Annotated in this window: 23 protein-coding genes; 14 read left to right on the plus strand and 9 right to left on the minus strand. The window is 73.7% G+C overall.

Going from position 1 to position 26,138, the window contains the following annotated elements; translation table 11 throughout:
* Positions 1–266 precede the first annotated feature (266 nt).
* From FHS38_RS02650 to FHS38_RS02675, 6 genes are all read left to right on the plus strand, one after another.
* Complete coding sequence (locus FHS38_RS02650) at positions 267–1,727, plus strand: aldehyde dehydrogenase (protein WP_184730202.1); 1,461 nt, start codon at positions 267–269, stop codon at positions 1,725–1,727.
* On the plus strand, positions 1,727–1,963 hold the full coding sequence (locus tag FHS38_RS02655) for a ferredoxin (RefSeq protein WP_184730204.1): 237 nt from the start codon (positions 1,727–1,729) through the stop codon (positions 1,961–1,963). Before FHS38_RS02650 ends, FHS38_RS02655 begins: the two co-directional genes overlap by 1 nt.
* Positions 1,964–2,128: 165 nt before the next feature.
* Entirely contained in the window at positions 2,129–4,774 is a 2,646-nt protein-coding gene (gene lanKC / locus FHS38_RS02660; protein ID WP_184730205.1) for a class III lanthionine synthetase LanKC, read from the plus strand.
* Between the two features lies 1 nt (position 4,775).
* A complete protein-coding gene (locus tag FHS38_RS02665; RefSeq protein WP_184730207.1) occupies positions 4,776–4,916 on the plus strand; it encodes a SapB/AmfS family lanthipeptide in 141 nt (46 codons plus the stop codon).
* Positions 4,917–5,059: 143 nt separating this feature from the next.
* Positions 5,060–6,904: an ABC transporter ATP-binding protein gene (locus FHS38_RS02670; protein WP_184730209.1), complete on the plus strand. Its 1,845-nt coding sequence runs from the start codon at positions 5,060–5,062 to the stop codon at positions 6,902–6,904.
* Positions 6,905–7,138: 234 nt separating this feature from the next.
* The gene (locus tag FHS38_RS02675) at positions 7,139–8,806 is read left to right on the plus strand and encodes an ATP-binding cassette domain-containing protein (protein WP_184731096.1); all 1,668 of its coding nucleotides are present in this window, start codon (positions 7,139–7,141) and stop codon (positions 8,804–8,806) included.
* Between the two features lie 31 nt (positions 8,807–8,837).
* Here the strand turns inward: FHS38_RS02675 and FHS38_RS02680 are convergent, their stop codons facing one another.
* On the minus strand, positions 8,838–9,449 hold the full coding sequence (locus FHS38_RS02680) for a response regulator transcription factor (RefSeq protein WP_184730211.1): 612 nt from the start codon (positions 9,447–9,449) through the stop codon (positions 8,838–8,840).
* Between the two features lie 217 nt (positions 9,450–9,666).
* The gene (locus tag FHS38_RS02685) at positions 9,667–10,392 is read right to left on the minus strand and encodes a TetR family transcriptional regulator (protein WP_229821873.1); all 726 of its coding nucleotides are present in this window, start codon (positions 10,390–10,392) and stop codon (positions 9,667–9,669) included.
* A gap of 219 nt (positions 10,393–10,611) precedes the next feature.
* Here FHS38_RS02685 and FHS38_RS02690 point away from each other — a divergent pair, with 219 nt between their 5' ends.
* The 5 genes from FHS38_RS02690 to FHS38_RS02710 all read left to right on the plus strand — a co-directional run bounded on the left by FHS38_RS02690 (position 10,612) and on the right by FHS38_RS02710 (position 16,433).
* The gene (locus FHS38_RS02690) at positions 10,612–11,970 is read left to right on the plus strand and encodes a glycosyltransferase family 4 protein (protein ID WP_184730213.1); all 1,359 of its coding nucleotides are present in this window, start codon (positions 10,612–10,614) and stop codon (positions 11,968–11,970) included.
* A gap of 86 nt (positions 11,971–12,056) precedes the next feature.
* A complete protein-coding gene (locus tag FHS38_RS02695) occupies positions 12,057–12,827 on the plus strand; it encodes a class I SAM-dependent methyltransferase (RefSeq protein ID WP_184730215.1) in 771 nt (256 codons plus the stop codon).
* Entirely contained in the window at positions 12,824–13,894 is a 1,071-nt protein-coding gene (locus tag FHS38_RS02700; protein ID WP_184730217.1) for a prenyltransferase, read from the plus strand. The genes FHS38_RS02695 and FHS38_RS02700 overlap by 4 nt, the downstream gene beginning before the upstream one ends.
* Before the next feature lie 269 nt (positions 13,895–14,163).
* The gene (locus tag FHS38_RS02705) at positions 14,164–14,952 is read left to right on the plus strand and encodes a maleylpyruvate isomerase family mycothiol-dependent enzyme (protein ID WP_184730219.1); all 789 of its coding nucleotides are present in this window, start codon (positions 14,164–14,166) and stop codon (positions 14,950–14,952) included.
* Entirely contained in the window at positions 14,952–16,433 is a 1,482-nt protein-coding gene (locus FHS38_RS02710; RefSeq protein ID WP_184730220.1) for a M1 family metallopeptidase, read from the plus strand. Before FHS38_RS02705 ends, FHS38_RS02710 begins: the two co-directional genes overlap by 1 nt.
* 131 nt (positions 16,434–16,564) lie before the next feature.
* Here the strand turns inward: FHS38_RS02710 and FHS38_RS02715 are convergent, their stop codons facing one another.
* The 6 genes from FHS38_RS02715 to FHS38_RS02740 form a co-directional block, all read right to left on the minus strand.
* Positions 16,565–17,575 carry an LLM class F420-dependent oxidoreductase gene (locus FHS38_RS02715; protein WP_184730222.1) on the minus strand — a complete coding sequence of 337 codons (1,011 nt, stop codon included), beginning with the start codon at positions 17,573–17,575 and terminating at the stop codon, positions 16,565–16,567.
* Positions 17,576–17,743: 168 nt separating this feature from the next.
* Entirely contained in the window at positions 17,744–18,613 is an 870-nt protein-coding gene (locus FHS38_RS02720; protein WP_184730224.1) for a hypothetical protein, read from the minus strand.
* A 163-nt stretch (positions 18,614–18,776) separates the two neighbouring features.
* Complete coding sequence (locus FHS38_RS02725; protein ID WP_229821872.1) at positions 18,777–19,775, minus strand: N-acetylmuramoyl-L-alanine amidase; 999 nt, start codon at positions 19,773–19,775, stop codon at positions 18,777–18,779.
* A gap of 198 nt (positions 19,776–19,973) precedes the next feature.
* The gene (locus FHS38_RS02730; protein ID WP_184730226.1) at positions 19,974–20,621 is read right to left on the minus strand and encodes a class I SAM-dependent methyltransferase; all 648 of its coding nucleotides are present in this window, start codon (positions 20,619–20,621) and stop codon (positions 19,974–19,976) included.
* 182 nt (positions 20,622–20,803) lie between these two features.
* Positions 20,804–21,418 (minus strand): response regulator transcription factor, encoded by a 615-nt coding sequence (locus tag FHS38_RS02735; RefSeq protein ID WP_184730228.1) that lies wholly within the window; start codon positions 21,416–21,418, stop codon positions 20,804–20,806.
* Positions 21,415–22,566 (minus strand): sensor histidine kinase, encoded by a 1,152-nt coding sequence (locus tag FHS38_RS02740; protein WP_184730230.1) that lies wholly within the window; start codon positions 22,564–22,566, stop codon positions 21,415–21,417. The genes FHS38_RS02735 and FHS38_RS02740 overlap by 4 nt, the downstream gene beginning before the upstream one ends.
* 278 nt (positions 22,567–22,844) lie before the next feature.
* Between FHS38_RS02740 and chsH3 the strand changes: the two genes are divergently transcribed.
* Genes chsH3 through FHS38_RS02755 form a run of 3 tightly spaced genes read left to right on the plus strand, consistent with a single transcriptional unit; the run spans position 22,845 to position 25,870 of the window.
* Positions 22,845–23,711: an enoyl-CoA hydratase ChsH3 gene (gene chsH3, locus FHS38_RS02745; protein WP_184730233.1), complete on the plus strand. Its 867-nt coding sequence runs from the start codon at positions 22,845–22,847 to the stop codon at positions 23,709–23,711.
* Positions 23,712–23,758: 47 nt separating this feature from the next.
* On the plus strand, positions 23,759–24,844 hold the full coding sequence (locus tag FHS38_RS02750) for a Zn-dependent alcohol dehydrogenase (RefSeq protein ID WP_184730235.1): 1,086 nt from the start codon (positions 23,759–23,761) through the stop codon (positions 24,842–24,844).
* A gap of 51 nt (positions 24,845–24,895) precedes the next feature.
* Positions 24,896–25,870, plus strand: coding sequence for a 3-oxoacyl-ACP reductase (locus tag FHS38_RS02755; protein ID WP_184730237.1), 975 nt, complete (start codon positions 24,896–24,898; stop codon positions 25,868–25,870).
* A 22-nt stretch (positions 25,871–25,892) separates the two neighbouring features.
* Here FHS38_RS02755 and FHS38_RS02760 read toward each other — a convergent pair whose 3' ends face one another.
* Complete coding sequence (locus tag FHS38_RS02760) at positions 25,893–26,054, minus strand: hypothetical protein (protein WP_184730239.1); 162 nt, start codon at positions 26,052–26,054, stop codon at positions 25,893–25,895.
* Positions 26,055–26,138 lie beyond the last annotated feature (84 nt).

Genomic DNA, 26,138 nt, shown 5'->3' on the forward strand with positions numbered 1-26,138 from the left:
GGCGGCGCAGGGGCTGCTCGCCCGTCCCGGGCGATCGCGGTCAGCCCGCTACGGCCCGCGCGGGCGGGCCACCGCGCGCGGTGGCGGGGCGCGGCCCCGGCGGGGCCACCCGCCCCGGCGGGGCGCCGGGCGCCGGCATCCGTGTCCTGCCCGCCGCGAAGCGATCCGTGAGGCGACTGTTGCCCCTGTCCATCGGAACTGCTATCAGTTCTGATGCAGCGTCAGATCGGGGTCGGGTCCCCGAACCGTCGTGGGAGGTGGTGCGGATGCGCGGAGTCATCGAGCACGGGCAGCTCTTCATCGGCGGGGTGATGGTCGATCCGGCCGGTACGGACACCATCGACGTCGTCTCGCCGCACACCGAGCACGTCATCGGGCGGGTGCCGCACGCCGGTCGGGCCGACGTGGACCGGGCCGTCGCGGCGGGGCGGGCGGCGTTCGAGTCCGGGGTCTGGGCCCGGCGGCCGCTCGGCGAGCGGATCGAGGTCGTCACGCGGATCAAGGACGCGATCGCCGCCCGGCACGAGGAGATCGCCAGGGTCGTCTCCGCGCAGAACGGTTCCCCTTACTCCTGGAGCGTCCTCGGGCAGGCGCTCGGCGCCATGATGGTCTGGGACTGTGCGATCACCGTCGCCCGGGACTTCCCCTACGAGGAGCGGCGGGCCGGCGTCCTCGGGCCGCTGCTCGTGCGGCGGGAGCCGGTCGGGGTCGTGGCGGCCGTCGTGCCGTGGAACGCGCCGCAGTTCGTGGCGGCCGCCAAGCTCGCGCCCGCGCTGCTGGCCGGCTGTTCGGTCGTCCTCAAGCCGTCCCCGGAGACGCCGCTGGACGCGTATCTGCTCGCGGAGATCGTCGCCGGGGCGGGGCTGCCCGAGGGCGTGCTGTCGATCCTGCCCGCCGGCCGTGAGGTCGGCGAGTACCTCGTCGGGCACCCCGGCATCGACAAGGTGTCCTTCACCGGGTCCGTGGAGGCCGGCCGTAGCGTCATGGCGACCGCCGCCCGCAACCTCACCCGCGTCACCCTGGAGCTCGGCGGCAAGTCCGCCGCCGTCATCCTCCCCGACGCCGACCTCGACGCGGCCGTCGCCGGCATCGTGCCGGCCGCCTGGATGAACAACGGCCAGACCTGCGTCGCCCAGACCCGCGTCCTGGCACCCCGCGCCCACTACGACGAACTCGCCGAACGCTTCGCCGCCGCCGCGTCCGCCTTCGTCGTCGGCGACCCCCTGGACCCCGCCACCCAGATCGGCCCGCTCGTCGCGGAGCGCCAGCGGCGCCGGTCGCTGGACTACATCGCGCTCGGGCAGCGCGAGGGCGCCAAGGTCCTCGCCGGGGGCGGCCGGCCCGCCGGGCAGGACAGCGGGTGGTACGTCGAGCCCACCCTCTTCGGCGACGTCGCCAACACGATGCGGATCGCCCGCGAGGAGATCTTCGGCCCGGTCGTCTGCCTCCTGCCGTACGAGGACGAGGAGGAGGCCGTCCGCATCGCCGACGACTCCGACTACGGACTCTCCGGCAGCGTCTGGACCCGCGACGTCGAGCGCGGCATCGACGTCGCGCGACGGGTGCGCACCGGCACGTACTCCGTGAACACCTTCAGCCTCGACATGCTCGGCCCCTTCGGCGGCTACAAGAATTCCGGCCTGGGGCGGGAGTTCGGGCCCGAGGGCTTCGCCGCCTACCTGGAACACAAGACGATCCACCTGCCCGCCGGCCACGAGGCGCTCTGATGGACGGGCGCTGGCAGGTGGAGGTCGACCGGAGCGTCTGCGTCGGCTCGGGGATGTGCGCGGGCCTCGCCCCGTGGGCCTTCCGGCTCGACACGGCCCGGCAGTCCCATCCGACCGAGCCGGAGACCGACGCGGCCGCGCCCGTACTCGCCGCCGCGGAGAGCTGCCCCGTCGAGGCCATCACCCTCCGGGCCCTCGGCGACGGCGCCGCGGTCTTCCCGCCCGAGGACGAATGACCGGCGCCCGGGGACGGCGCGAGCAACCGGAACGGAGAGCCGACAACCGGAACATGTGTCGCCTTGTTACTCGTGCGTTCCTCATAGCGGGTTCATGACATTCGCGACTGTCCCCTCCCGGTGACGCCGTGGAACCCTCACGACGTCACCGGACGAGGGAGTGCGATGAACAAGGGCTACGCCGTCTACTGCGACGCGGACCGTCGGTTCTACGACGCCCCGCACCGCCTGCCCGTCGACGGCGACGGCCCCTCCGCCTTCTACGCGATCGCCCGCCGTGAGCCGCCCGCCGACTGGCAGCGCCACCGCATCGGCGACTGGACGGCCTTCCGGCCCCTCGACACCCAACTGCCCAACCAGGGCTGGAAGATCCACGTCTCCGCGTGCCTGGACAACGCCGAGCGGATCCTCGCCGCCGTCTGGGACTACTGCGTACCGCGGCGCATCGCCTTCAAGTGCGTGCCGAGCCCGTACCTCCTGCACACCCGCAACGCCAAGTACGCCGACCGGGGCGGCAGCGGGAAGTTCATCACCGTCTACCCCGCCGACGACGCGCAGTGCCGGGCCGTCGCCGAGGACCTCGACGCCCTGCTGACCGGCGAGGCGGGCCCGTACATCCTCACCGACCTGCGGTGGGGCGAGGGGCCGGTGTACGTGCGGTACGGCAGCTTCACCGAGCGGCACTGCTACGACGACAAGGGCGAGCTGTGCCCGGCCGTCGAGAACGCCGACGGGGTGCTCGTGCCCGACCGCCGGGACCCGGCCTTCCACGTCCCGGACTGGATCACCCTCCCCGACTTCCTCGCCCCGCACCTCGCCGCCCGCTCGGCGACGACGGTCAGCGACATCCCGTACCGGATCGACCGCGCCCTGCACTTCTCCAACGGCGGCGGCGTCTACGTCGGCACCGACCTGCGCACGGACCAGCAGGTCGTCCTCAAGGAAGGCCGCCCGCACGCGGGCCTGGCCGCCGACGGCGCCGACGCGGTGACCCGGTTGCAGCGCGAACGGGACGCCCTGCAAAAGCTGTCGGGGCTGCCGTACACCCCCGAGGTGCACGACTACTTCACCCTCGGCGACCACCACTTCCTGGTGCTCGAGTTCGTCGAGGGCCGGCCGCTCAACACCTTCTTCGCCCGGCGGCACCCCCTCGTCGACCCCGACCCCGGCGCCGAAGCCCTCGCCGCCTACACGGACTGGGCGATGCGGCTGTACCGGCTGGTCGAGGAGGCCGTCGACGCCGTCCACGCGCGCGGCATCGTCTTCAACGACCTGCACCTGTTCAACATCATGGTCGCCGAGGACGAGGAGTCCGTGGTCCTCCTCGACTTCGAGGCCGCCGCGCACATCGACGAGGGCCGCCGCCAGACCATCGCCAACCCCGGCTTCGTCGCCCCGGCCGACCGCAAGGGCTTCGACGTCGACCGCTACGCCCTGGCCTGTCTGCGCATCGCCCTCTTCCTGCCGCTGACGAGCCTGTTCGCCGTCGACCCGCACAAGGCGGCGCACCTGGCGCAGACGGCGCGCGAGCAGTTCCCGGTGCCGCCCGGCTACTTCGACGAGGCGGTCGCGGAGATCGTCCACGGGCCGCGCGCCGTGCGTGCCGCACGTGCCGCCGCACCCGTCACCGCCGCCGACTACCTGCCCGTCGGCCTCGCCGACTGGCCGCGCAGCCGCGATTCCATGACGGAGGCCATTCTCGCCTCGGCCACCCCCCAGCGCGAGGACCGCTGTTTCCCCGGCGACATCGCCCAGTTCGCCACCGGCGGCGGCATCTGCTTCGCCCACGGCGCGGCCGGCGTGCTGTACGCCCTGGACGCGACCGGCGGGCGCGAGCGGTGCGGCGACGCCGAGGAATGGCTGCTGCACCACACCAAGAGCCCCCGACCCGGCACCCCCCTCGGCTTCTACGACGGACTCGCCGGCGTCGCCTGGGTCCTCGAACGGCTCGGCCACCGCGCCCGCGCCCTGGAACTCGCCGAGACGATCACCGCCCAGGACTGGGACCACATCGCCCCCGACCTGCACAGCGGCCTCGCCGGTATCGGTCTCGCCCTCGACTCCCTGGCCACGACCACGGGCGAGAGCGCCCTCCACGACGCGGCCCTGCGCTGCGCGGAACTGGTCATGACCAGGCCGGTCGGCGAGGCGGGCGGCAAGCCCCGCGCCGGCCTCCTCCACGGTGCCACCGGCACGGCCCTGCTCCTGCTGCGCCTCTACGAACGCACCGGCGAGCCCGCGCTCCTCGACCGCGCCGCCGACGCCCTCCGCCGCGACCTCGCCCGCTGCGTCCTCGGCGTGGGCGACGTCCTCCAGGTCGACGAGGGCTGGCGCACCATGCCCTACCTCGGCGCCGGAAGCGTCGGCATCGGCATGCTCCTCGACGACTACCTCGCCCACCGGCCCGACGCGGAGTTCGAGCAGGCGCGGGGCCGGATCGTCCGGGCCGCCCAGGCCACCTTCTACGCCCAGCCCAACCTCTTCCGGGGCACCGCGGGCATGGTGCTGTACCTGAGCCGCACCACGGCCGACGGACCCGGCACCGCCCCGGCCGACCTGCACCGCCAGATCGGCTCCCTGTCCTGGGGCGCCGTCCCCTTCCAGGGCCGTCTGGCCTTCCCCGGCGAGCAGATGATGCGCCTGTCGATGGACCTGTCCACCGGCACCGCAGGTTGTCTGCTCGCCCTGGGCAGCGCCCTGCACCCCACACCGGTGCACCTGCCCTTCCTCCCGCCGCTCCGGCGGCCCACAGAGCCGGCCCTTCGGGGTCGTACCGAAAAACACCCCGTCCCCACAAGTGAGAGGAACTGACATGACCCTTCTCGACCTGCAGACGATGGAGACCCCCAAGACCGAGGTGACCGGCGAGCTGGGCCACGGCGGCGGCGGTGGCAGCCGCGCCAGCCTGCTGCTCTGTGGTGACAGCAGCCTGTCGGTCGTCACCTGCAACTGATCGCGGGCGCACGGCGGTCGCAGACCGCCACGCCACGATCGTGGTGACGTAACCCACGCACACGGTCGAACCGGTCCCGGGCGCACCGCCGCCCGGGACCGGTTCGCGCCCCGGCCACGCCCACGGACGAGGACCCACCGCGTATGGCCACGACGCCCCGCACGCCGGGAGCCACGGACTCCGAACCGGCCGCAGAACGCCGGGCGGACGACGACGCACGGGCGCGCGACACCGCCGGGCGCGACGCCGACCGGCTGCTGCTGGCCGCCGCCCGGCACAGCGCCGGCCGCACCACCGCGATCTGCCTGCTCAGCACGGTGACCGCGGGCTGTGCCCTCGCCCTGCCCGCCGCGCTCGGCCACACCCTCGACCTGATCCTCGGCCACGGCGGCTCCCCTCACCTCTGGACGGCCCTGTGCGCGGCCCTGATCGGCGCCGAGGTCCTCCTCGAAGCCCTGACGGCCTTCGTCACCGGCACCACGAACGCGCGCGGCGGCTCCTGGCTCCGCCGCCTCGGCGCCCGCGGCCTGCTCGCCGCCGGCCCGCACCGCGCCTCCCGCTTCACCCCCGGCGACCTCGTCACCCGGCTGACCGGCAACGCCGCCGAGGCGGGCACCGCCCCGACGACCGCCGCCACCGGCCTCGCCGCGCTCCTCACCCCGCTCGGCGGGCTGATCGCCCTGGCCTTCATCGACCTCTGGCTGGCCGCCGTCTTCCTCGCCGGGGCACCGGCGCTCTTCCTCTTCCTGCGCGCTTTCGCCCGCAGCTCCTCCGACAGCGTCTCGCGCTACCAGCGCGTCCAGGGCGAACTCGCCGCCCGGCTCGTCGAGGCCCTGGGCGGCGCCCGCACCGTCGCCGCCGCCGGCACCGTCCGGCGCGAACGCGACCGGGTCCTCGCACCGCTGCCCGAACTGGCCGCCCAGGGGCGGCGCATGTGGCAGGTGTACGGGCGGGCCGTGGTGCAGGGCGGCATCCTGGTGCCGCTGTTGCAGACGGCCGTCCTCGCGGTCGGCGGAGTGCGCCTCGCCGCCGGCGACCTGAGCGTCGGCGAACTGCTGGCCGCCACCCGCTACGCGGCCCTCGCCGCCGGCGTCGGCTCGGTCGTCGGTCAGCTCAACTCCCTGGTGCGCAGCCGCGCCGCGGCCCGCCGCACCGCCGAACTCCTGGCGCTGCCCGCCATGCCGTACGGCACCCGGCCCCTGCCCCCGGACGGCCCCGGCCGGCTCGAACTGAGGGGCGTGAGCGTCACCCGCGGCGGCTGCGAGGTGCTGCGCGGCGTCGACCTGGTGGTCCCCGGCGGTACGACGACGGCCGTCGTCGGCCGCTCCGGCGCGGGCAAGTCCGTCCTGGCCGCCGTCGCGGGCCGGCTGACCGACCCCGGCAGCGGACAGGTGCTGCTCGACGGCGTGCCCCTGACCGAGGCGGACCCCGGGCAGTTGCGGCGGGAGATCGGGTACGCCTTCGAGCGGCCCGCGCTGTTCGGCGACACGGTCGGCGGGGCCGTCGCCTTCGGGGCGTACGCCCCCGACGCGCACGAGGTCGAGGCCGCCGCGCGGGCGGCCAGCGCGGACCGCTTCATCCGGCTGCTCCCGCGCGGGTACGCCACCGCCCTCGCCGACGCGCCGCTGTCGGGCGGTGAGCTGCAACGCCTCGGCCTGGCCCGGGCCTTCGCCCACGCGGGGCGGCTGCTGGTGCTCGACGACGCCACCTCCAGCCTGGACAGCGTCACGGAGGTCCAGGTGGGGCGGGCGCTGGTCGGCGAGGTCCGGGCGGGCACCCGGCTGCTGATCGCGCACCGCGTCTCCTCCGCGGCCCGCGCGGACCGCGTCGCCTGGCTGGAGAACGGCCGGATCCGTGCCGTGGGCCCGCACGAGGAGCTGTGGGAACTGGCCGATTACCGGGCGGTGTTCGCGGACGAGCCCGAGCAGGCGGAGGCGGCGGAGGGGCTGCCGGACATGCCGACGGAACGGGGGCGGGCCGGTGAATGACGTCGCGTGGGTCGTCCCCCCGGGGAGCGGGCGGGTCCGGGCCGCCGTCCCCGCCGCGGGGCGGCGGAGCACTCCGCCGGGACGCGACCGGGCCCGGGCCGCCGTCCCCGCCGGGAGGCGGACCGCCGAGCGGGGTGCGGTCCGGTGACCGGCACCCGCACCCGGCCCGGTCCCGCCCGCCGTGTCCTGCCGAAGGCCAGGCGCTTCCTGGCGGGCCGCAAGCGCGTTCTGCTGATGCTCGGCGGCTGGTCCCTGCTGGAGTCCGCGCAGACCTTCCTCGGCGGCTACAGCGTGGCTCGCGCCCTCGACGACGGGTTCCTGGCGGGCCGCACCGGCGTCGGGCTCGGCTGGCTGGCGCTCGCCGCCGTGACGATCGTCGTCGGGGGACTCGCCACGGGCGGGGTGTTCCGCGGCCTGGCCGATCTCGTGGAGCCGCTCCGGGACGGGCTGGTGCGCCGGGTGGTGACGCGGTCCCTGGGGGAGGCCGTGACCGGCGGAGGCCGGGCGGACAGCGCCGTGGTCTCCCGGCTGACCCATCAGACCGAGCTGGCCCGCGACAGCTTCGCGGGGCTGGTGCTGGTGGCCCGCTCGTTCGTCTTCACCGCGGCGGGGGCGCTGCTGGGCCTCGCCTCCCTCGCACCGCTCCTGCTGCTGGTCGTCGTGCCGCCCCTGCTGCTGGGCCTGGCGCTGTTCGTGGCCACCCTGGCGCCGATGGCCGACCGGCAGCAGGACTTCCTCGTCGCCGACGAACGCCTGTCCACCGAGTTCGGCGCGCTCGCCGAGGGGCTGCGCGACGTGGTGGCGTGCGGCGCGGAGCGGCATGCTGCCGGGCGGGCGGACGCGCTGATCGCCGCCGAGGTCCGGGCGGCCCGCTCACTCGCCACCTGGGCGGCGGTCCGCGCCCTGGCGCTCGGCGTCGCCGGGCAGCTGCCGGTGGTGCTGCTGCTCGTCGCCGCGCCCTGGCTGCTCGACCGGGGCCTGACCGCCGGCGAGCTGCTCGGTGCGCTCACCTACCTCGTCCAGGCGCTGCTGCCCGCCCTGCACACCCTGATGAACGCGCTCGGGGCGGCGGGTACCCGGCTGCTGGTGGTGCTCGACCGCCTCACCTCGGGGGCCGTCGGCGACCTGCCCGCGCACGGCGACGACAGGGCGCCGGCGGCGCCCGCGCACCCGCCGCGCGTCGAGCTGCGGTCGGTGACGTTCGCCTACGGGCCGCGCGCCCACCCCGTCGTCCGGGACCTCGACCTGGTGGTGGAGCCCGGTGAGCACCTGGTCGTCGTCGGCCCGAGCGGCATCGGCAAGTCCACCCTGACGGGACTCGTCGCGGGGCTGCTCGCCCCGGACCGGGGCGAGGTGCGGGTGGCGGGGGAGCCCGTGACCGGGCCGGCGGCGGCCCCGGGCCGGGAGTGGGCGCGGCAGCGGGTGCTGATCCCGCAGCAGGCCTACGTCTTCACCGGCACCGTCCGGGAGAACCTGCTCTACCTCCGCCCCGGCGGGGCGCCCCCGGCGGCCGTCGCGGCGTCGGTGGCGGCCGTGGGCCTCGAAGCGCTGGTGGAGCGGCTGGGCGGGCTGGACGCGCACGTCGACCCGGCCGCGCTCTCACAGGGGGAGCGGCAGCTCATCGCGCTGGGCCGGGCCCATCTGTCCCCCGCGCCGCTGGTGTTGCTGGACGAGGCGACCTGTCATCTGGACCCCGCTGCGGAGGCGCGCGCGGAGCGCGCCTTCGCCGAGCGGCCCGGCACCCTGATCGTGGTGGCGCACCGGATCAGCTCCGCGCGCAGGGCCGACCGGGTGCTGGTGATGGACGGCGCCCGTGCCGTCTGCGGGCGCCACGACGAACTGCTCGACTCCTCGGTCCTCTACCGCGATCTGGTGGGGCGCTGGCACGCGGGGCACGTGTGAGACGGGCCCGCCGCCGGCCCTCCGGCCACGGCTACACCCACCCCGCGCACTGGGAGATCCGTATGGCGTCCACCCGGTTGCGGGCGCCGGTCTTGCGGGTGATGGCGGCCATGTAGTTGCGCACGGTCCCGTTCGACAGACACAGACTGCGGGCGATCTCCCCGATGGAGGCGCCCTCGGCGGCCAGCGATAACACGCTGAGTTCGCGTCGCGTCAGTGGCATCTCCGACGCCTCCAGAAAGCCGAAGCCGAGTGACTCGTCGACGTAGCGCTCGCCCTTGGCGACATGCCGGATGCCCTCGACCAGCCGATCGGGAGAAGCGTTTTTGCTCAAGAACCCCAGGGCCCTCTCCTCATAGGCCCGGCGCAGGGGGCCCGGCCGTCCCGCGCTCGCCAGGGCCAGCAAGGAGAAACCGTCGCCCCCTTCGTAACATCGGCGGGACAGCTCCCGGATGCCGCGCGGGCCGACCGCGTCGGGGCTGTCCATGTCCACCACGCACACCTGTGGCCGCAGCGTCCGCGAGGTCGCGACGGCTCCCGGCCAGGACGTCGAGGAGACCTCGAGATCGGTCTCCCTACCGATCAGCGCTGCCAGCGCCGTCCTCAGCAGATAGGTGTCGTGCACCAGAAGGACCCGGATCACGTTCCCGCCTCTCCCCGCTCGCGCTCCCCGGGTAGCGAGCGCTACGTCGGGCACGTCGGTAAATACTTACCGGCGTGTGCCACTGTCACGGGTGCCGAAACCGAACGTGCGGGGGGCGCAAGGGCGCACGAATCTCGCGGCGTGCGCCCCAAGTGTGAGCGAATGCGCCTCCCCCTGCCCATGGACGCCGGAGTGGGAAGGTGGTCGTACGCGGCGGTCAGCGCCGTTTGGCGCGGCCCGGCTTGCTGCGACTCGTGGGGGTACGACCGGACTTGGCGCGCCCGCCGGCCGCTGCGCCCGCCGTCGGGCCGGTGGCCGGCGTCGTCAGGTCGATCAGCCGGCAGACCGTCTCGATGTCTATCTTCACCTGCGCGATGGAGGCCCGCCCCGACAGCCAGGTGATCAGCGCCGAGTGCCAGGTGTGCTCGATGACCCGTACGGCCGAGAGCTGCGCGGAGGTGGGCGGGACGGTCAGGCCCATCGCGTCCAGGATGATCGTCGTCGTCAGCCGGGAGGCGGCGTCGACCTCGGCGCTCACCGACCGGTCGGCGAAGGTGAGGGCGCGCACCATCGCGTCGGCCAGATGCGGCTCGCGCTGCATCGCGCGGAACGCCCGCATCAGCGTCTGCGCGACGCGGGCGGCGGGCTCCTCCTCGGTGGGCGGGCGCTTGCGCAGCGTCTCGTGCAGATGCTGGAGCTGGTCCTGCATCGTGGCGACCAGCAGATGGATCTTCGAGGGGAAGTAGCGGTAGAGCGTGCCGAGCGCGACGCTCGAGGACTCGGCGACCTCCCGCATCTGCACCGCGTCGAAGCCGCCACGGCTGGCCAGCTGGGCGGTGGCGTGCAGGATGCGGCGCCGCCGCGCCTCCTGACGCTCGGTCAGGGGGAGACCGGACGAGGCGATCGCGACCGACGTGGTCGCCGACTTGGGTTCCGTCGTCATATGTCCCATTCCGTGGCAATCCATCCAGCGGTGTCTGTACAGCCCGGACGGCACAGCATGGCAGGGGCCGGGTCGTGGCGCGAATCACCCGATCCGGATCCGGCGCGTCCCCGTGAGGCCGGTAGATTCGAGACTTCTGGACGACTCAGTCTGAAACTTGTTCTAGATTAGCGCGACCGGTTACGCTCCGGCGGAATCGCAGTGAGAAGGAGGCCGGGAGTGACCGCTGAGGCCGCTGAGGCAACGACACCCCACCTCCTGGACCAGGACGTCGGCCGACCGCTGCGCATCGCGATGCTCACGTACAAGGGGAACCCGTTCTGCGGCGGCCAGGGCGTGTACGTACGCCACCTCTCCCGTGAACTCGCCCGTCTCGGCCACACCGTCGAGGTCATCGGCTCCCAGCCCTACCCCGTCCTCGACGAGGGCACCGGACCCGGCGAGGTCAGCCTCACCGAGCTGCCCAGCCTCGACCTCTACCGTCAGCCGGACCCCTTCCGCACGCCCAAGCGCGACGAGTACCGCGACTGGATCGACGCGCTGGAGGTCGGCACCATGTGGACCGGCGGCTTCCCCGAGCCGCTCACGTTCAGCCTGCGGGCCCGCCGCCATCTGCTCGCCCGCCGCGGCGAGTTCGACGTCGTCCACGACAACCAGACCCTCGGCTACGGCCTCCTCGGCAACCTCGGCACCCCCCTGGTCACCACCATCCACCACCCCATCACCGTCGACCGGCAGCTGGACCTCGACGCCGCCGACGGCTGGCAGCGCCGTGCCTCCGTGCGCCGCTGGTACGGCTTCACCCGGATGCAGAAGCGCGTCGCCCGGCGGCTGCCGTCCGTGCTCACCGTCTCCGGCTCCTCGCGCCAGGAGATAGTCGACCACCTCGGGGTGCGCGACGAGCGCATCCACGTCGTCCACATCGGCGCCGACACCCAGCTGTTCTCCCCGGACCCGGCCGTCGCCGAGGTGCCCGGCCGGATCGTCACGACCTCCAGCGCCGACGTCCCCCTCAAGGGGCTCGTCCACCTCGTCGAGGCGCTCGCCAAGGTCCGTACGGAAAACCCCGACGCCCACCTCGTCGTCGTCGGCAAGCGCGCCGAGGGCGGCCCGGTCGCCGCCGCCATCGAGCGGTACGGGCTCGAGGGCGCCGTCGAGTTCGTCAAGGGCATCACCGACGCCGAGCTCGTCGACCTGGTCCGCTCGGCACAGATCGCCTGCGTCCCCTCCCTCTACGAGGGCTTCTCGCTGCCCGCCGCCGAGGCCATGGCGACCGGCACCCCGCTGGTGGCCACCACCGGCGGCGCCATCCCCGAGGTCGCCGGCCCCGACGGCGAGACATGCCTCGCCGTGCCGCCCGGTGACGCGGGGGCGCTCGCCGCGGCACTGGGCCGGCTGCTCGGCGACGCCGGACTGCGCCGCCGGCTGGGCACCGCGGGCCGCGAGCGCGTGCTGGCCCGGTTCACCTGGGAGCAGGCCGCCATCGGCACCGCCGAGCGCTACCGCGCCGCCATCGCCGCCCAGGGCCCCGGGCGCGGCGCCCCGGCCCGCGCCACCGCGAGACGCAAGCCCGCCTGACCCCGGCCGGCGGCCCGCCCGCCACCCGCTTCTCACCCCCCCCACGACCCCGCAGGACGCATTCCCCGAACCAGAAGGCAGAGCCCGTGCTGACCGTCGATTTCTCCCGCTTCCCGCTCGCCGCAGGCGACCGCGTCCTCGATCTGGGGTGCGGCGCAGGGCGGCACGCCTTCGAGTGCTACCGGCGCGGGGCGCAGGTCGTGGCCCTCGACCGCAACGGCGAGGAGATCCGCGAGGTCGCCAAGTGGTTCGCCGCCATGAAGGAGGCCGGTGAGGCCCCGGCGGGCGCCACCGCCACCGCCATGGAGGGCGACGCGCTGGCCCTGCCCTTCCCCGACGACAGCTTCGACGTCGTCATCATCTCCGAGGTCATGGAGCACATCCCGGACGACAAGGGCGTGCTCGCCGAAATGGTGCGCGTCCTGAAGCCCGGCGGCCGCATCGCCGTCACCGTGCCGCGCTACGGCCCGGAGAAGATCTGCTGGGCCCTCTCCGACGCCTACCACGAGGTCGAGGGCGGCCACATCCGCATCTACCGCGGCGACGAACTCCTGGACCGGATGCGCGAGGCGGGCCTCAAGCCGTACGGCACCCACCACGCCCACGGGCTGCACAGCCCGTACTGGTGGCTCAAGTGCGCCTTCGGTGTCGACAACGATAAGGCGCTGCCGGTCCGCGCGTACCACAAGCTGCTGGTCTGGGACATCATGAAGAAGCCACGGGCCACCCGCCTCGCCGAGCAGGCCCTCAACCCCCTCATCGGCAAGAGCTTCGTCGCCTACGCCACCAAGCCGCACACCCCGGCCGCCCCGGCCCCCCAGGCCACCGACGACGCTGCCCGCGAGGGACGAGCGTGACGACACCGGGCCGTACCGAGCGCCTCGTCCTCGCCGGGGTGCTCACCGCAGAGCAGGTCGCCCAGACCGTCGCGGGCATCGCCGCCACGCAGCGCCCCGACGGCGCCATACCCTGGTTCCGCGGCCACCACCTGGACCCCTGGGACCACGTCGAGGCCGCGATGGCCCTGGACGTGGCGGGCGAACGGGACCGGGCCGAGGCCGCCTACCGCTGGCTGGCCGAGCACCAGAACTCCGACGGCTCGTGGTACGCCGCGTACGCCGACGGCGACCCCGAGGAGCCCACCGACCGGGGGCGCGAGACGAACTTCGTCGCCTACGTCGCCGTCGGCGTCTGGCACCACTACCTCGCCACCGGCGACGACGCCTTCCTCGACCGCATGTGGCCGACCGTCTTCGCCGCCGTCGAGTTCGTCCTCGGCCTGCAGCAGCCCGGCGGCCAGATCGGCTGGAAGCGGGAGGACGACGGCACCCCCGTCGACGACGCGCTGCTGACCGGCTCGTCCTCCATCCACCACGCGCTGCGCTGCGCCCTCGCCATCGCCGAGCACCGCGAGGAGCCGCAGCCCGACTGGGAACTGGCCGCGGGCCTCCTCGGCCACGCGATCCGGCACCACCCCGAGCGGTTCCTGGACAAGGACCGCTTCTCGATGGACTGGTACTACCCGGTCCTCGGCGGCGCCGTCACCGGCGCCGCCGCGAAGGAGCGCCTGGAGGCGGGCTGGGACCGCTTCGTCGTCCCGGGCCTGGGCGTGCGCTGCGTCTCCGACCGGCCGTGGGTGACCGGCGGCGAGAGCTGCGAACTCGCCCTCGCGCTCTGGGCGATGGGCGAGTCCGACCGCGCCGTGGAGATCCTCCAGTGGATCCAGCACCTGCGCGCCGAGGACGGCATGTACTGGACCGGCTACGTCTACGAGGACGACGCCGTCTGGCCGGAGGAACTCACCTCCTGGACGGCGGGTTCCCTGCTGCTGGCCGTCGCCGCGCTCGGCGGCGACGAGGCGACCACGACGGTCTTCGGCGGCGAACGCCTCCCGTACGGCCTGGAACCGGACTGCTGCGCCTGACCCGGATGCCGGAGGGGCAGATCCAGCCCGCTGGGGGCACCTCCCAGCGGTAGCCGGGGGAGTTCGAGGACAATCAGGTACGGCACCCGGGGGCGGCCGCGTCCCGGGAGCCGACCCCACTCGAACGGACCCCTCCAGGTCGCCCGGCGCACCCGCACGCGCCACTCTGAAGAGGAACACAGCCCGCACCCCCGGAGGGAAACGCGCCCGCCGCCCGAACCGCCGCCCCGGCCAAGGGCGTTGTCGGAGCCCCGTTCTAGAGTGACGTCATGAGCCTTCTCAGTCACGACCGTTACTGTTCCGAGGTCGAAGCCCAGACCGGACTGCTGCGTTCGGCACTGCACGGCACCGACCTCTCCACCACCGTTCCCACGTGCCCCGACTGGTCGCTCAGCGAGCTGGTCCTGCACGTCGGCCGCGCGCAGCGCTGGGCCGAGACGATCGTGCGGACGCGCGCGAGCGAGCCCGTCGCACCCGAAGCGATCCCCGGCGTGGCCGGCCCGGACCCCCTCGACGCGGCCGGGCTCGACGCGTGGCTGGCCGAGGGTGCCGAGGCGTTCGCGCGGACCCTGCGCGCGGCGGACCCCGCCGAGGAGGTGTGGACCTGGGCGCCGAAGCAGACGCCGGGCTTCTGGGCCCGCCGGATGGCGCACGAGACGGTGATCCACCGAGCCGACGCGTTTCTGACCGCCGGCCTCGACTTCACCCTCGACGCCGATCTCGCGGCGGACTGCATCGACGAATGGCTGGAGATCGGCAGCTACCCGCAGACCGTGGAGCGCAAGCCGGAGCTCAAGGAGCTGCTCGGCCCCGGCCGCACCATTCATCTGCACGCCACGGACACCCCCGCCGAGCTCGAGGCGGAGTGGTTCGTCGACCTCACCGGTGAGCGGGCCACGTGGCGTCGCGCCCACGAGAAGGCGGCCGTCGCCGTGCGCGGGCCGCTCACCGACGTGCTGCGCGTCTTCTACCGCCGCCTCCCGGCGGACACCGACCGCGTCGAGGTGCTCGGTGACCGCGAGCTGCTCGACTTCTGGCTGGAGCGAGTCACCTTCTGATGAGAACCGACGAGCACATATCCGACGGCTCCATAGCCCGCACCGGCGGCGGGCGGCGGGCGCTCGCGCCGCGCCGGTTGCTGCGCGGCGCCCTGCCGGCGGTCCTGTTGCTCGTCGCGGCGTGTACGGGCGACGGCGGCGGTGGAGTGGCGGCCGCCGCCGGGCAGCCCGGGGTGGCGGGCGTCGGCGATCCGCTCTTCCCGCGCCTGGGCAACGGCGGTTACGACGTCCGGCACTACGGACTGACCCTCGACTACGTGCCCGAAGGGAACCGGCTGCACGGCATCGCCGTCGTCAAGTCCCGGGCCAAGCAGGATCTGAACGCCTTCAACCTCGACTTCAAGGGCCTGAAGGTACGGACCGCGCTGGTCGACGGAAAGTCCGCGCGGGTCTCCCGCAAGGGCGACGAACTGACGGTGACGCCCCGCTCGACGATCGGCAAGGGACGCGAGTTCGAGACGAAGATCGTCTACGACGGCAAGCCCCAGCGCGTCGTCGACGCGGACAACGGCAAGGAGGGCTGGGTCGAGACCGACGACGGCTCGGTGAGCCTCGGTGAGCCCATGGGCTCGATGACCTGGTTCCCCGGCAACCACCACCCCTCCGACAAGGCCACCTACGACATCAACGTCACGGTGCCCAAGGGCTTCACCGCCGTGGCCAACGGCGAGTTGAAGCGCAGGACGGTCGCCGAGGACGGGCGGACGACGTTCGCCTGGCGCACCGCCGAGCCCATGGCCAGCTACCTCGCCAGCGTCGCGGTCGGGGACTTCACCGTCTCCGAGACGAAGACGAAGGACGGCCTCCCGGTGTACGTCGCCGTCGACCCGGACGAGGCGGAGCGCAGCAAGGGCGTCGAGAAACTCATCCCCAAGGTCGTCGAGTGGGGGAGCGGGCTCTTCGGCCCGTACCCCTTCAGCGGCACCGGCGCCGTCGTCGACAACAACCCCGACGTCGACTACGCCCTGGAGACCCAGGGGAAGCCGTACTTCCCCCACGCGCCTGACGACCTGCTGGTGGTGCACGAGCTGGTGCACCAGTGGTTCGGGAATTCCGTCTCCCCCCGCACCTGGCGGGACATGTGGCTCAACGAGAGCTTCCCGACCTACGCCGAGTGGATGTGGGAGGAGAAGACCGGCGGCCGGACCGTGGCGAAGATCTTCCAGGACTTCTACGACGGCACCGACAAGCTCAGCGAGGACATCTGGGACTTCCCGCCCGGCAATCCGCCCGCCGACGACGTGTCCGGCGACCCCGTCTACGGCCGCGGCGCGATGGTGCTGCACAAGGTGCGCGAAGCCGTCGGCGACAAGACCTTCTTCGACATCGTCCGCACCTGGACGAAGCAACACCGGCACGGCAACGCCGAGACCCGCCAGTTCATCGAGCTGTGCGAGAAGAAGTCCGGCAAGGACCTGGGCAAGCTCTTCGAGGCCTGGCTGTACGGGAAGGCCAAGCCCCCGAGGGGCCGGGCCGCGTAGGCCGTGCCGGCGGTGTCCTCAATCGCCGGACGGGCTGGCTGTGCTGTGTCCTCAATCGCCGGACGGGCTATCAGCCCGTCCGGCGATTGAGGACGCGCCCGCAGGGCGCTCGCCGCCGCAGGCGGCAACGCTCACGCGTTGAGCTCGGCCAGCACCCGGAGCGTCCCGGGGTCGGGCGCGGTCACCAGCAGATCCGTGACCGGCCCCGCGCGCCACGCCGTCAGCCGCTCGGCGATCCGCTCCTTCGGCCCGACCAGGGAGATCTCGTCGGCGAAGGAGTCCGGCACCGCCTCCACCGCCTCCGCCCGCCGTCCCGCGAGAAACAGCTCCCGCACCCGCCGCGCCGCGTCCTCGAAGCCCATCCGCGCCATCAGGTCGGCGTGGAAGTTGCGGGTCGCGTGCCCCATCCCGCCGATGTAGAAGCCGAGCATCGCCTTCACCGGCCGCAGCCCCTCGGCGACGTCGGCGCACACCTGCGCCCGCACCATGGGCGCGACCATGAACCCCTCGGGCACCGCGCCCAGTGAGGCCGTGTAGACGTCCGCGCGCTCGGGCGACCAGTACAGCGGCAGCCAGCCGTCGGCGATGCGCGCGGTCTGGGCGATGTTCCGGGGGCCCTCGGCGCCGAGCAGGACCGGCAGTCCGCGGCGGAGCGGGTGGGTGACGGACTTCAGCGGCTTGCCGAGGCCGGTGGCTCCGGGACCGGTGTAGGGGAGGGGATGGAAACGGCCGTCGAGCGTGACGGGGGCCTCCCGGCGCAGCACCTGCCGGACGACGTCCACGTACTCGCGCGTGGCGGTCAGCGGGCTCGCCGGGAACGGGCGCCCGTACCACCCCTCCACCACCTGCGGGCCCGACAGCCCCAGCCCGAGCAGCACCCGGCCCCCGGAGAGGTGGTCGAGCGTCAGCGCGTGCATCGCCGTGGCGGTGGGTGCGCGGGCCGCCATCTGCGCCACGGCCGTACCGAGCAGGATCCGCTCGGTACGGGCGGCGATCCAGGTGAGCGCGGTGAAGGCGTCGGAGCCCCAGGACTCGGACGTCCACACCGAGTGGTAGCCCAGCCGCTCGGCCTGCCGGACGAGCTCCACGTGCCGCGGGTCGGGGCCACGGCCCCAGTAGCCGAGTGCCAGGCCGAGTCGCATGCCGTGCCGCCCCCTCCACTGGAACTAACGATCCGTCAGGCAAGGTCCGGCGACTGTACGGGCGACCGGCCGGCTCTGCAAGAGGGGCTCAGGGCTGGGGAAAAGCGAAGGCCCGCCGGGCGAACCCGGCGGGCCTTCGATGTGCGGAGCTTCCTCCGGGCGCGTGCCTCAGCCGCGCTGGATGCCCGTCGTGTCCTGCAGCACGCCGCGTCGGCCGTCCTGCGTCTGCGCGACGAGCGCCTGACCGCGCTGGTCCACCGCGAGGTACCACGTACCGGGCGCCAGCTCGGCGATCTGCGTCGGCGAGCCGTCCTCCCCGTACAGGGGGCGGGCCACCGGCACCGCGAACCAGAACGGGGCGAAGTCACCGGCGGGCGCCGGGGCGGGCTGTGTGGCGGCGGGCTGCGCCTGCGCCGGAGCCGGCTGGTCCTGCTGGGGCTGCGGCTGACCGGTCTGACCGGTCTGCGCGCCGTAGGGCTGCTGCTGCGCGCCGTACGGGGCCTGACCCTGCTGCATGCCACCCGGACCCGGGTAGCCGTAGCCGGGGCCCGCGCCGTACGGGGACGGGGCCTGCGGGGCCGGAGCGCCCACGAGCGGGGCCTTGAGCGCCGGGATCCGCTGCGTGAGCAGCGCACCGGCGGCCATCACGAGCAGCGCGATGAGCGCCAGGATGCGGCCGACGCCCGCACCGACCTTGTCGTTGTCCTCCAGCGCGCCGCCGAACATCGTCCACAGCGAGGACCACGCGGCGAACACCGTGAGAGCGGTGCCCCACTGGTCGAGCGTGAGCCCGAGGAGGTTGCGGCCCTGGGGCTGGAAGCGGCCCGCGATGATGAGCACCGCGCCGACGATCCCGGCGAGGACGACGGTGGGCAGCACCGGGAAGAGCTTCGAGTCCCACAGGTTGGGCAGGTCCGACTTGTCGCAGAACTGGCCACTGCAATCGACGGAGTAAAAATCGAGGAACGAGGCGATGAACAGCAACACCGCTGCTCCGATCACCACGCCGTCGCCTCGAGTGAGGGAGCGGATGTTCACCTAAAATCCTTTGTCAGATCTGTCAGAAGGGTCGCGGTCGCCGATACGCGAGATGCGGGGGGCGCGGGGGTGGCCGCCCCATCGTACGGGTGAACCTATCGCCTGGGCGGTCGGGGCGTCTCCTTCGTATCACCCTCGTGACACGGCCGTGGCCTGCTGGTATCTACCCCCGCAGGAAGTCCGTAATGCCGTCCGCGATCCCACGCGCCGCCTTCTCGCGCCACGTCGTATCGGTGAGCAGAGCGGCGTCCTTCGGGTCGCGCATGTTGCCGCATTCGATGAACACCTTCGGCTGGGTGGAGAGGTTGAGCCCACCCAGATCGGACCGGGTGTCCAGACCGGTGCCGCCCCCGATGTAGTTCGACGGCGCGCTCCCGGTCGTCCGTACGAAGTTCCCGGCGATCCGCGCGCCCAGCTCCTTCGACGGCCCGACGATCGGTGCGGTGTCCGCGCGGCCGCCGCGCACGTTCGCGGGCAGGATCACATGGAAGCCGCGATTGCCGACCGCCGAACCGTCCGCGTGCACGGACACGACGGCGTCCGCGTGCGCCTTGTTGCCGATCGCGGCCCGCTCGTCCACGCACGGCCCGTACGGCCGGTCGCCGTCGTGGGTGAAGCTGACGGTGACGCCCTGCTCCTGGAGCATCGCCCGGATCCGGTGCGCGACATCGAGCGTGAACGTGGCCTCGGCGTAGCCGTCGTCGGTGGACGTGCCGGTGGTGTCGCACTCCTTACGACCGGTGCCGATGTCGACGGAACGGTTGATCTCGGCGGTGTGGTCGACGTTACGGGTGTTGTGACCGGGGTCGATGACGACGACCTTGCCCTTGAGCGGACCGTCGGCGCGGGGCCGGCCGACCGGCGCCGCCGCCGTCGCCTCGTCGGCGGGGCGCGACGCCGGCGCCGTCGGCTTCGACGGCGTCACGAGCGGCGAGGGGCGCGCGGACGACGGCTTCCCCGACGGGCCGGACGGTGCGGGACGCGTCGCGGAGGAGGCCGCCACCGGGGACTTGGCGTCGTCCGCAGCACCGCCCGCGGCGGCGTCCCACAGCAGCCAGCCCGCCAGCGAGAGTGCCAGTAACGCGGCCAGCGCCACGAGAAGGGGGGTGCGAGGGATGCCGCCCAGGCGGCCGGGCACGCGGGAATTCCTGCCGTTGGACACCCGGCGATGCTAGCGCCGCCGCCCGCGCTCCGAGACCCCCTCCGCGAAGTAGGCGCCACCGCCCCCGGACCCACGCTCGCAGGGCGTGGCCGGCGGCGTCCGGTGCGTGCGATCCCGACAACGTGGTGAGCGTGCGTGACGAGGCAACCGGCGGTCGCGGGGGAGTCGCGGGTGGGAACGGGGCTTCGCGGTCACGCGCTACGCGGCGCGGGGACCGGCCACCCGGCGCAGCACGCGCAACGAGCGCGTCACCGAGACCTCGGCGAACTCGCCGGACTCCAGGGCCCGGAGGTAGACGCGGTACGGCGCCTGCCCGCCGTCCGCCGGGTCGGGGAAGACGTCGTGGATGACGAGCAGCCCGCCCGGCACGACGTGCGGGGCCCAGCCCTCGTAGTCGGCGTTCGCGTGCTCGTCGGTGTGCCCGCCGTCGATGAAGACGAGCCCGACCGGTGTCCCCCAGACCGCCGCGACCTGCGGCGACCGGCCGACGATCGCGATCACGTGCGGTTCCAGGCCCGCCTTGTAGAGCGTGCGGCGGAAGGTCGGCAGGGTGTCCATGCGGCCCACGCCGGGGTCGTCGTCCACGACGGACGGGTCGTGGTACTCCCAGCCGGGCTGCTGCTCCTCGCTGCCCCGGTGGTGGTCGACGGTCACGGCCGTCGTCCCGGCCTCCCGCGCGGCGGCGGCCAGCAGCAGGGTCGAGCGCCCGCAGTACGTACCGACTTCGAGCAGCGGCCCGAGCGCCGCCGCCTCCTCGGCGGCGGCATAGAGGGCGAGACCCTCGTCGACCGGCATGAAGCCCTTCGCCGCCTCGAAAGCGGCGAGTATCTCGGGTTTGGGGGGCATGCGGTCCTCCTGGCGATGCGGGTCGTGGCCTCATGCTGCCGCATGTCCGTGACGCGCGCCGTGCCGGGGCCGGGCCCCGGGCCTCCGGGGCAGGGGCCGGGCGGCCGTCCGGCCAGGGACGGTCGCACATAACAAGCCCGTCCGGCGATTGAGGACAGCGCCCTCCGGGCGCCTTCCCGGAGCTACAGCCAACCGTTCTGCCGAGCCGCCCGCACGGCCTCCATGCGATTGCGCGTCGCCGTCTTCCCTATGGCCGCCGACAGATAATTCCGCACCGTCGCGGGCGACAAGTGCACCTTCGCCGCGATGTCCGCCACCGTCGCCCCGTCCACCGCCGCGGCCAGCACGTCGCGTTCGCGCTGGGTGAGCGGGTTGGGGCCGGCGCTCAGCGCCGCCGCGGCCAGGGCCGGGTCGATGACGCGCTCTCCCGCCAGCACCCGGCGGATCGCCGCGGCGAGTTCCTCCACCGGGCCGTCCTTGACCAGGAATCCGGACGCCCCCGCCTCCATGGCGCGGCGCAGATACCCGGGCCGGCCGAAGGTGGTGAGGATCAGCACCCGGCAGTCCGGCAGCCGTTCGCGCAGTTCGGCCGCCGCGTCGAGGCCGCTGCGGCCCGGCAGTTCGATGTCGAGGAGGGCGATGTCGGGCCGGGTCGCCAGGGCCTGGGGGAGGATCTCGTCGCCGTTGCCGACCTGCGCGACGATCTCGATGTCGTCCTCCAGACCGAGCAGCAGCGCGAGCGCGCCCCGCATCATGCCCTGGTCCTCGGCAAGCAGCACGTTGATGACGCGGCTCATGCGGCCCGGTCCTCCTCTTCGTCGTCCACCGGAAGTTCCGCCACCAGGCGGAAGCCCCGCTTACCGTCGGGCCCGGCGGCCAGTGCGCCGCCCGCGGCGGCCAGCCGCTCGGTCAGTCCCTTGAGGCCCGTACCGCCCTTGGCGCTGCCCGGTTCGGCGGATTCCGAGCCTACGCCGCGACCGTCGTCGGTGATCTCCAGATGGACCCGGTCCGGCTCGCCGCGCACCTCGATCGCGCAGCGGGCCGCGGCGCTGTGCCGGACGACGTTGGTGACGCCCTCGCGCACCACCCAGCCGAGCAGCGCCGCGGTCTGGGGCGGCAGGGGCGGGCCCGACTGGCGGATGTCGGTGGCGATGCCGGAGGCGTCGAGGAGGGAGCGGGCGCGCTCGAGTTCGGTGGTGAGGCTGCCCTCGCGGTAGCCCGTGACGGCCTCACGGATCTCGGTGAGGGCCTGCCGGCCCACCGCCTCGATGTCGGCGGCCTGGCCGACGGCCGCGTCCAGATCGCGCGGGGCCAGCCGGCGGACGGCCTCGGCCTTGACCACGATCACGGACATGGTGTGGCCGAGCAGGTCGTGCAGGTCGCGCGAGAAGCGCAGCCGTTCGCGCTCGACGGCGGCGTGGGCCAGCTCCTCGCGGGTGGCGCGGAGCCGCTCCACCGTCTCGTAGAGGTTCAGTAAGGACGCCGCGACCAGGCCCGACAGCGCGGTGCCCCAGGCGATGGCCAGGACGTCCTCGGTGTCGTTGTGCACGGCCATCAGCACCCCGACCGTGGTGCCGAGCGTCCCCAGCGCCGCCCCGAGCCGGGGGCCGCTGCCGCGCAGCACGATGCCGGCGGCCAGGGACAGCAGGGGGAAGCACAGCAGCCAGTCACCGCCGTAGCCGATGGTGAGCGCGTAGGTCACCGCGGCCAGGGCGGCGAGCGATGCCAGCGGGGCGCGCGTCTCGCGGCGCTCGTCGAGGCCGCGGAAGACGGTGGTGACGTAGAGCGCGACGAAGGCCGCCAGTCCCGCGGCGCCGAGCCAGGGCAGCGGCAGCTTCCCCCGGCACAGGTCGATCACGTCCCCGGTGAGGATGAGGAGCCAGGGCAGGAAGGTCCGCCGGTCCGGCGGCCTCATCCGTTCGATCCGCTGCATCGCTCCACTCATGCTCCGACCCTATGGAACCGGGCGGTGAGCTGCGCAGATGAATATGTCCAGGGCGGGCGGTGACTTTTGTCATGGCATGTGACACGCCGTCAGACAATGCGGTCCGCGGCCTTCCGGCCCCCACGGCGATCGGCTATACAAGGGTGTCATCGGATCGGCTGGAACGCGTTCCAGTGCCGGACGCGTGCGGGCCGGCCCGGCAGCGACCCCGGCGCGGCCTGCGGTGCGGACGGCCGGGTCGGGGTCTTCGACCACACCGCGAAGGAGTCGTCGCCCCGATGCCCATCGACGTAAGCCAGGCGGTCGGGGCGGAACCCCGTAGCGTCGAACTCTCCTGGGACCACAAGGACGTCCTCCTCTACCACCTCGGCATCGGGGCCGGCGCGGCCCGGCCCACCGACCCCGAGGAGCTCCGCTACACCCTGGAGAGCGGGCTCCGGGTGCTCCCCAGCTTCGCGACCGTCGCGGGCGGCGGCATGGCCCTGGCCGGCGGCCTCGCCGCGCCCGGCGTCGACGTCGACCTCGCCCGGGTGCTGCACGGCGGGCAGGCCATCGAGCTGCACCGGCCGCTGCCCGCCCGCGGCTCCGCCACGCTGACCTCCCGCGTCGCCGCCGTGTACGACAAGGGCAAGGCCGCCGTCATCGTGCTGCGCGCGGACGCCGCCGACGCCGAGGGGCCGCTGTGGACCAGCGACTGCCGGATCTTCGTCCGCGACGAGGGCGGTTTCGGCGGCGAGCGCGGGCCCTCGGACCGGCTCCCGGCGCCCACCCGCGAGCCGGACCTGACGGTCCTGCGCCCCACCCGCCCCGACCAGGCCCTGCTCTACCGCCTCTCCGGGGACTGGAACCCGCTGCACGCCGACCCGGAGTTCGCCGCCCGCGCCGGCTTCGACCGGCCGATCCTGCACGGCCTGTGCAGCTACGGCATCGTCCTCAAGGCCGTCGTCGACACCGTGCTCGACGGCGACGTGACCCGCGTCCGGTCGTACGCGACCCGCTTCGCGGGCGTCGTCTTCCCCGGCGAGACCCTGCGCGTGCGGATGTGGCGCGAGAGCCCGGGCCCCGGCCGGGTCCAGGTGTCCGTGACGGCCGTCGAGCGCGAGGACGCGCCGGTCCTCGCCGACACCGTCGTCGAGCACACCTGAACCACGCCCGTACCCGCGAATCCTTAAACCCCGAAGGGATACGCATCATGCGCGCAGCCGTCCAGCACGAGATCGGCCAGGACAAGCTCGAAGTCCTCGACGACGTCGAGGCCGTGGGCTTCGGCCCGGGAAAGGTCAGACTGCGCGTCCGCGCCGCCGGACTGTGTCATTCCGACCTGTCCGCGATGAGCGGCGTACTGCCGCAGCCCGCCCCCTTCGTCCCCGGCCACGAGGGCGCCGGCGAGGTCCTCGAGGTCGGTGACGGCGTCACCGGCGTCAAGCCGGGCGACCGCGTCCTGGTCTGCTGGCTGCCCTCCTGCGGGACCTGCCCGTCCTGCCGGCGCGGCCAGACCCAGCTGTGTCTGGCCGGGCTCGCGGCCGCCGGCGCCCCCAACTTCCGGCGCGCGGGCGGCTCCCCGTCCGACGTCTTCGGCTTCGCCGGCACCGGCACCTTCGCCGAGGAGGTCGTCGTCGGGGCCGCGTGCGCCGTGCCGATCCCGGACGACGTGCCGTACGAGATCGCCGCCCTCATCGGCTGCGGCGTCACCACCGGCCTCGGAGCCGCCCTCAACACCGCCCGGGTCGCCGCCGGTTCCTCCGTCGCCGTCATCGGCTGCGGCGGCGTCGGCGTCAACACGATCCAGGGCGCGCGGGCCGCGGGCGCCGCCCAGATCGTCGCCGTCGACCCCGTCGCCTCCCGCCGCGACGCCGCGCTGCGCTTCGGCGCGACGGAAGCCGTCGCCCCGGACGCCCTCGCCGACGCCAAGCAGCGGATCACCGGCGGCGAGGGCTTCGACTACGTCTTCGAGGTCGTCGGCAAGTCCGCCACGGCCCGCACCGCGTACGAGACGACCCGGCGCGGCGGCACGCTGTGCGTCGTCGGGGCGGGCGCGCTGGACGACAACTTCCAGGTCAGCATGTTCGAGCTGTTCTTCGACGAGAAACGGATCCTGCCGTCCCTCTACGGCGGCGGAGACGTGCTGCGGTCGTACGAGCGGGCCATCGCCCTGTGGCGGGCCGGCCGGATCGACCTCGCCGGGCTCATCACCCACCGGGTCCCGCTCGCCGGGATCAACGACGCGCTCGACCAGATGCGCACCGGTGAGGCGCTGCGCACCTGCGTCGAGATCTGACCGGTTCGGCTCCGCGGCGAGGATCCGGGAGAGTTCGGGAAAGGGAGGCACATGCCAGCGCAAGCGGCCCTGCGGGGCCGGACCGCGATCGTCACCGGTGCCGGGCGCGGACTCGGCCGGGCCGAGGCCCTCGAACTGGCCCGGCTCGGCGCCCACGTCATCGTCAACGACTACGGCCAACCGGGCCGCGACGGCTCGGGCGAGGCCTCCGCCGCGCCCGCCGAGGCGGTCGTCGCGGAGATCCGGGCGGCGGGCGGCAGCGCCACCGCCCACCTCGGCGACGTCGCCGACTTCGAAGAGGCCCGCGCCCTCGTCCGGCTGGCCCTCGACACCGGCGGCTCGCTGGACATCCTGGTCAACAACGCGGGCATCCTGCGGGACCGGATGGTCTTCTCGATGACCGAGGAGGAATGGGACTCGGTGGTCCGGGTGCACCTCAAGGGCCACTTCAACACCGTCCGCTTCGCCGCCGCGCACTGGCGGGACCGGGCGAAGGCGACGGGCCGCCCGGTGTACGGACGGATCGTCAACACCTCCTCCGAGGCGTTCCTCGCCGGCTCGGCCGGGCAGCCCAACTACGCCGCGGCCAAAGGCGGCATCGTCGGCCTCACCACCTCGACGGCGGAGGCGCTGCGCAAATACGGGGTCACCTCGAATGTGATCTGCCCCCGGGCCCGGACCCGGATGACCGAGGACGTCTTCGAGGGCATCGAGGCAGCGGGCAAAGGGCCCGACCCGCTGGCGCCCGAACACGTCTCGCCGCTCGTGGGCTATCTCGCCTCACCGGCGGCCGCGCACATCAGCGGACAGGTCTTCGTGGTGCACGGCGGCATGGTCGCCGTCGTCGAACGGCCCAAGGTGGCGGCCAGGTTCGACACGGCCGGGGAGGCCTTCAGCGTCGAGGAGCTCGACGGGCTGCTCACCCCCTACTACGCGGAGCGGCCGCCGCGCGAGACCTTCGCGAGCGTGGAGGTGCTGGGCCTGTCCCACCGGACGGACGCCCGAGGCGGCCCGTCCGGCGGGTGAGGGACGTGCGGAGGGGACGGGGTCAGTGGCCGTCCGTCGTGTTGCGGCGGTGCTTGCCGTGGGCGGGGGCGCCGTGGTCGTTCGGGGAAGCCGGGCCGCGGTGCCTGCCGGGGCCGGTGGCTGCGGCCTGGGCGGACGCCTCGCGGGGGCGCGCCTCGGTCGTGTCGGTTCGGGCGTCGGGCATGGGAAGAGTCACTCCGTGGGAAGGGGATGCGTGCACTGCGCGTCGGGGGCCGTAGCAGTGGCGCACGGCATCGACGGACGTCAA

The organism is Streptomyces netropsis, assembly GCF_014203545.1.
GTDB classification, from domain to species: Bacteria; Actinomycetota; Actinomycetes; order Streptomycetales; family Streptomycetaceae; genus Streptomyces; species Streptomyces netropsis.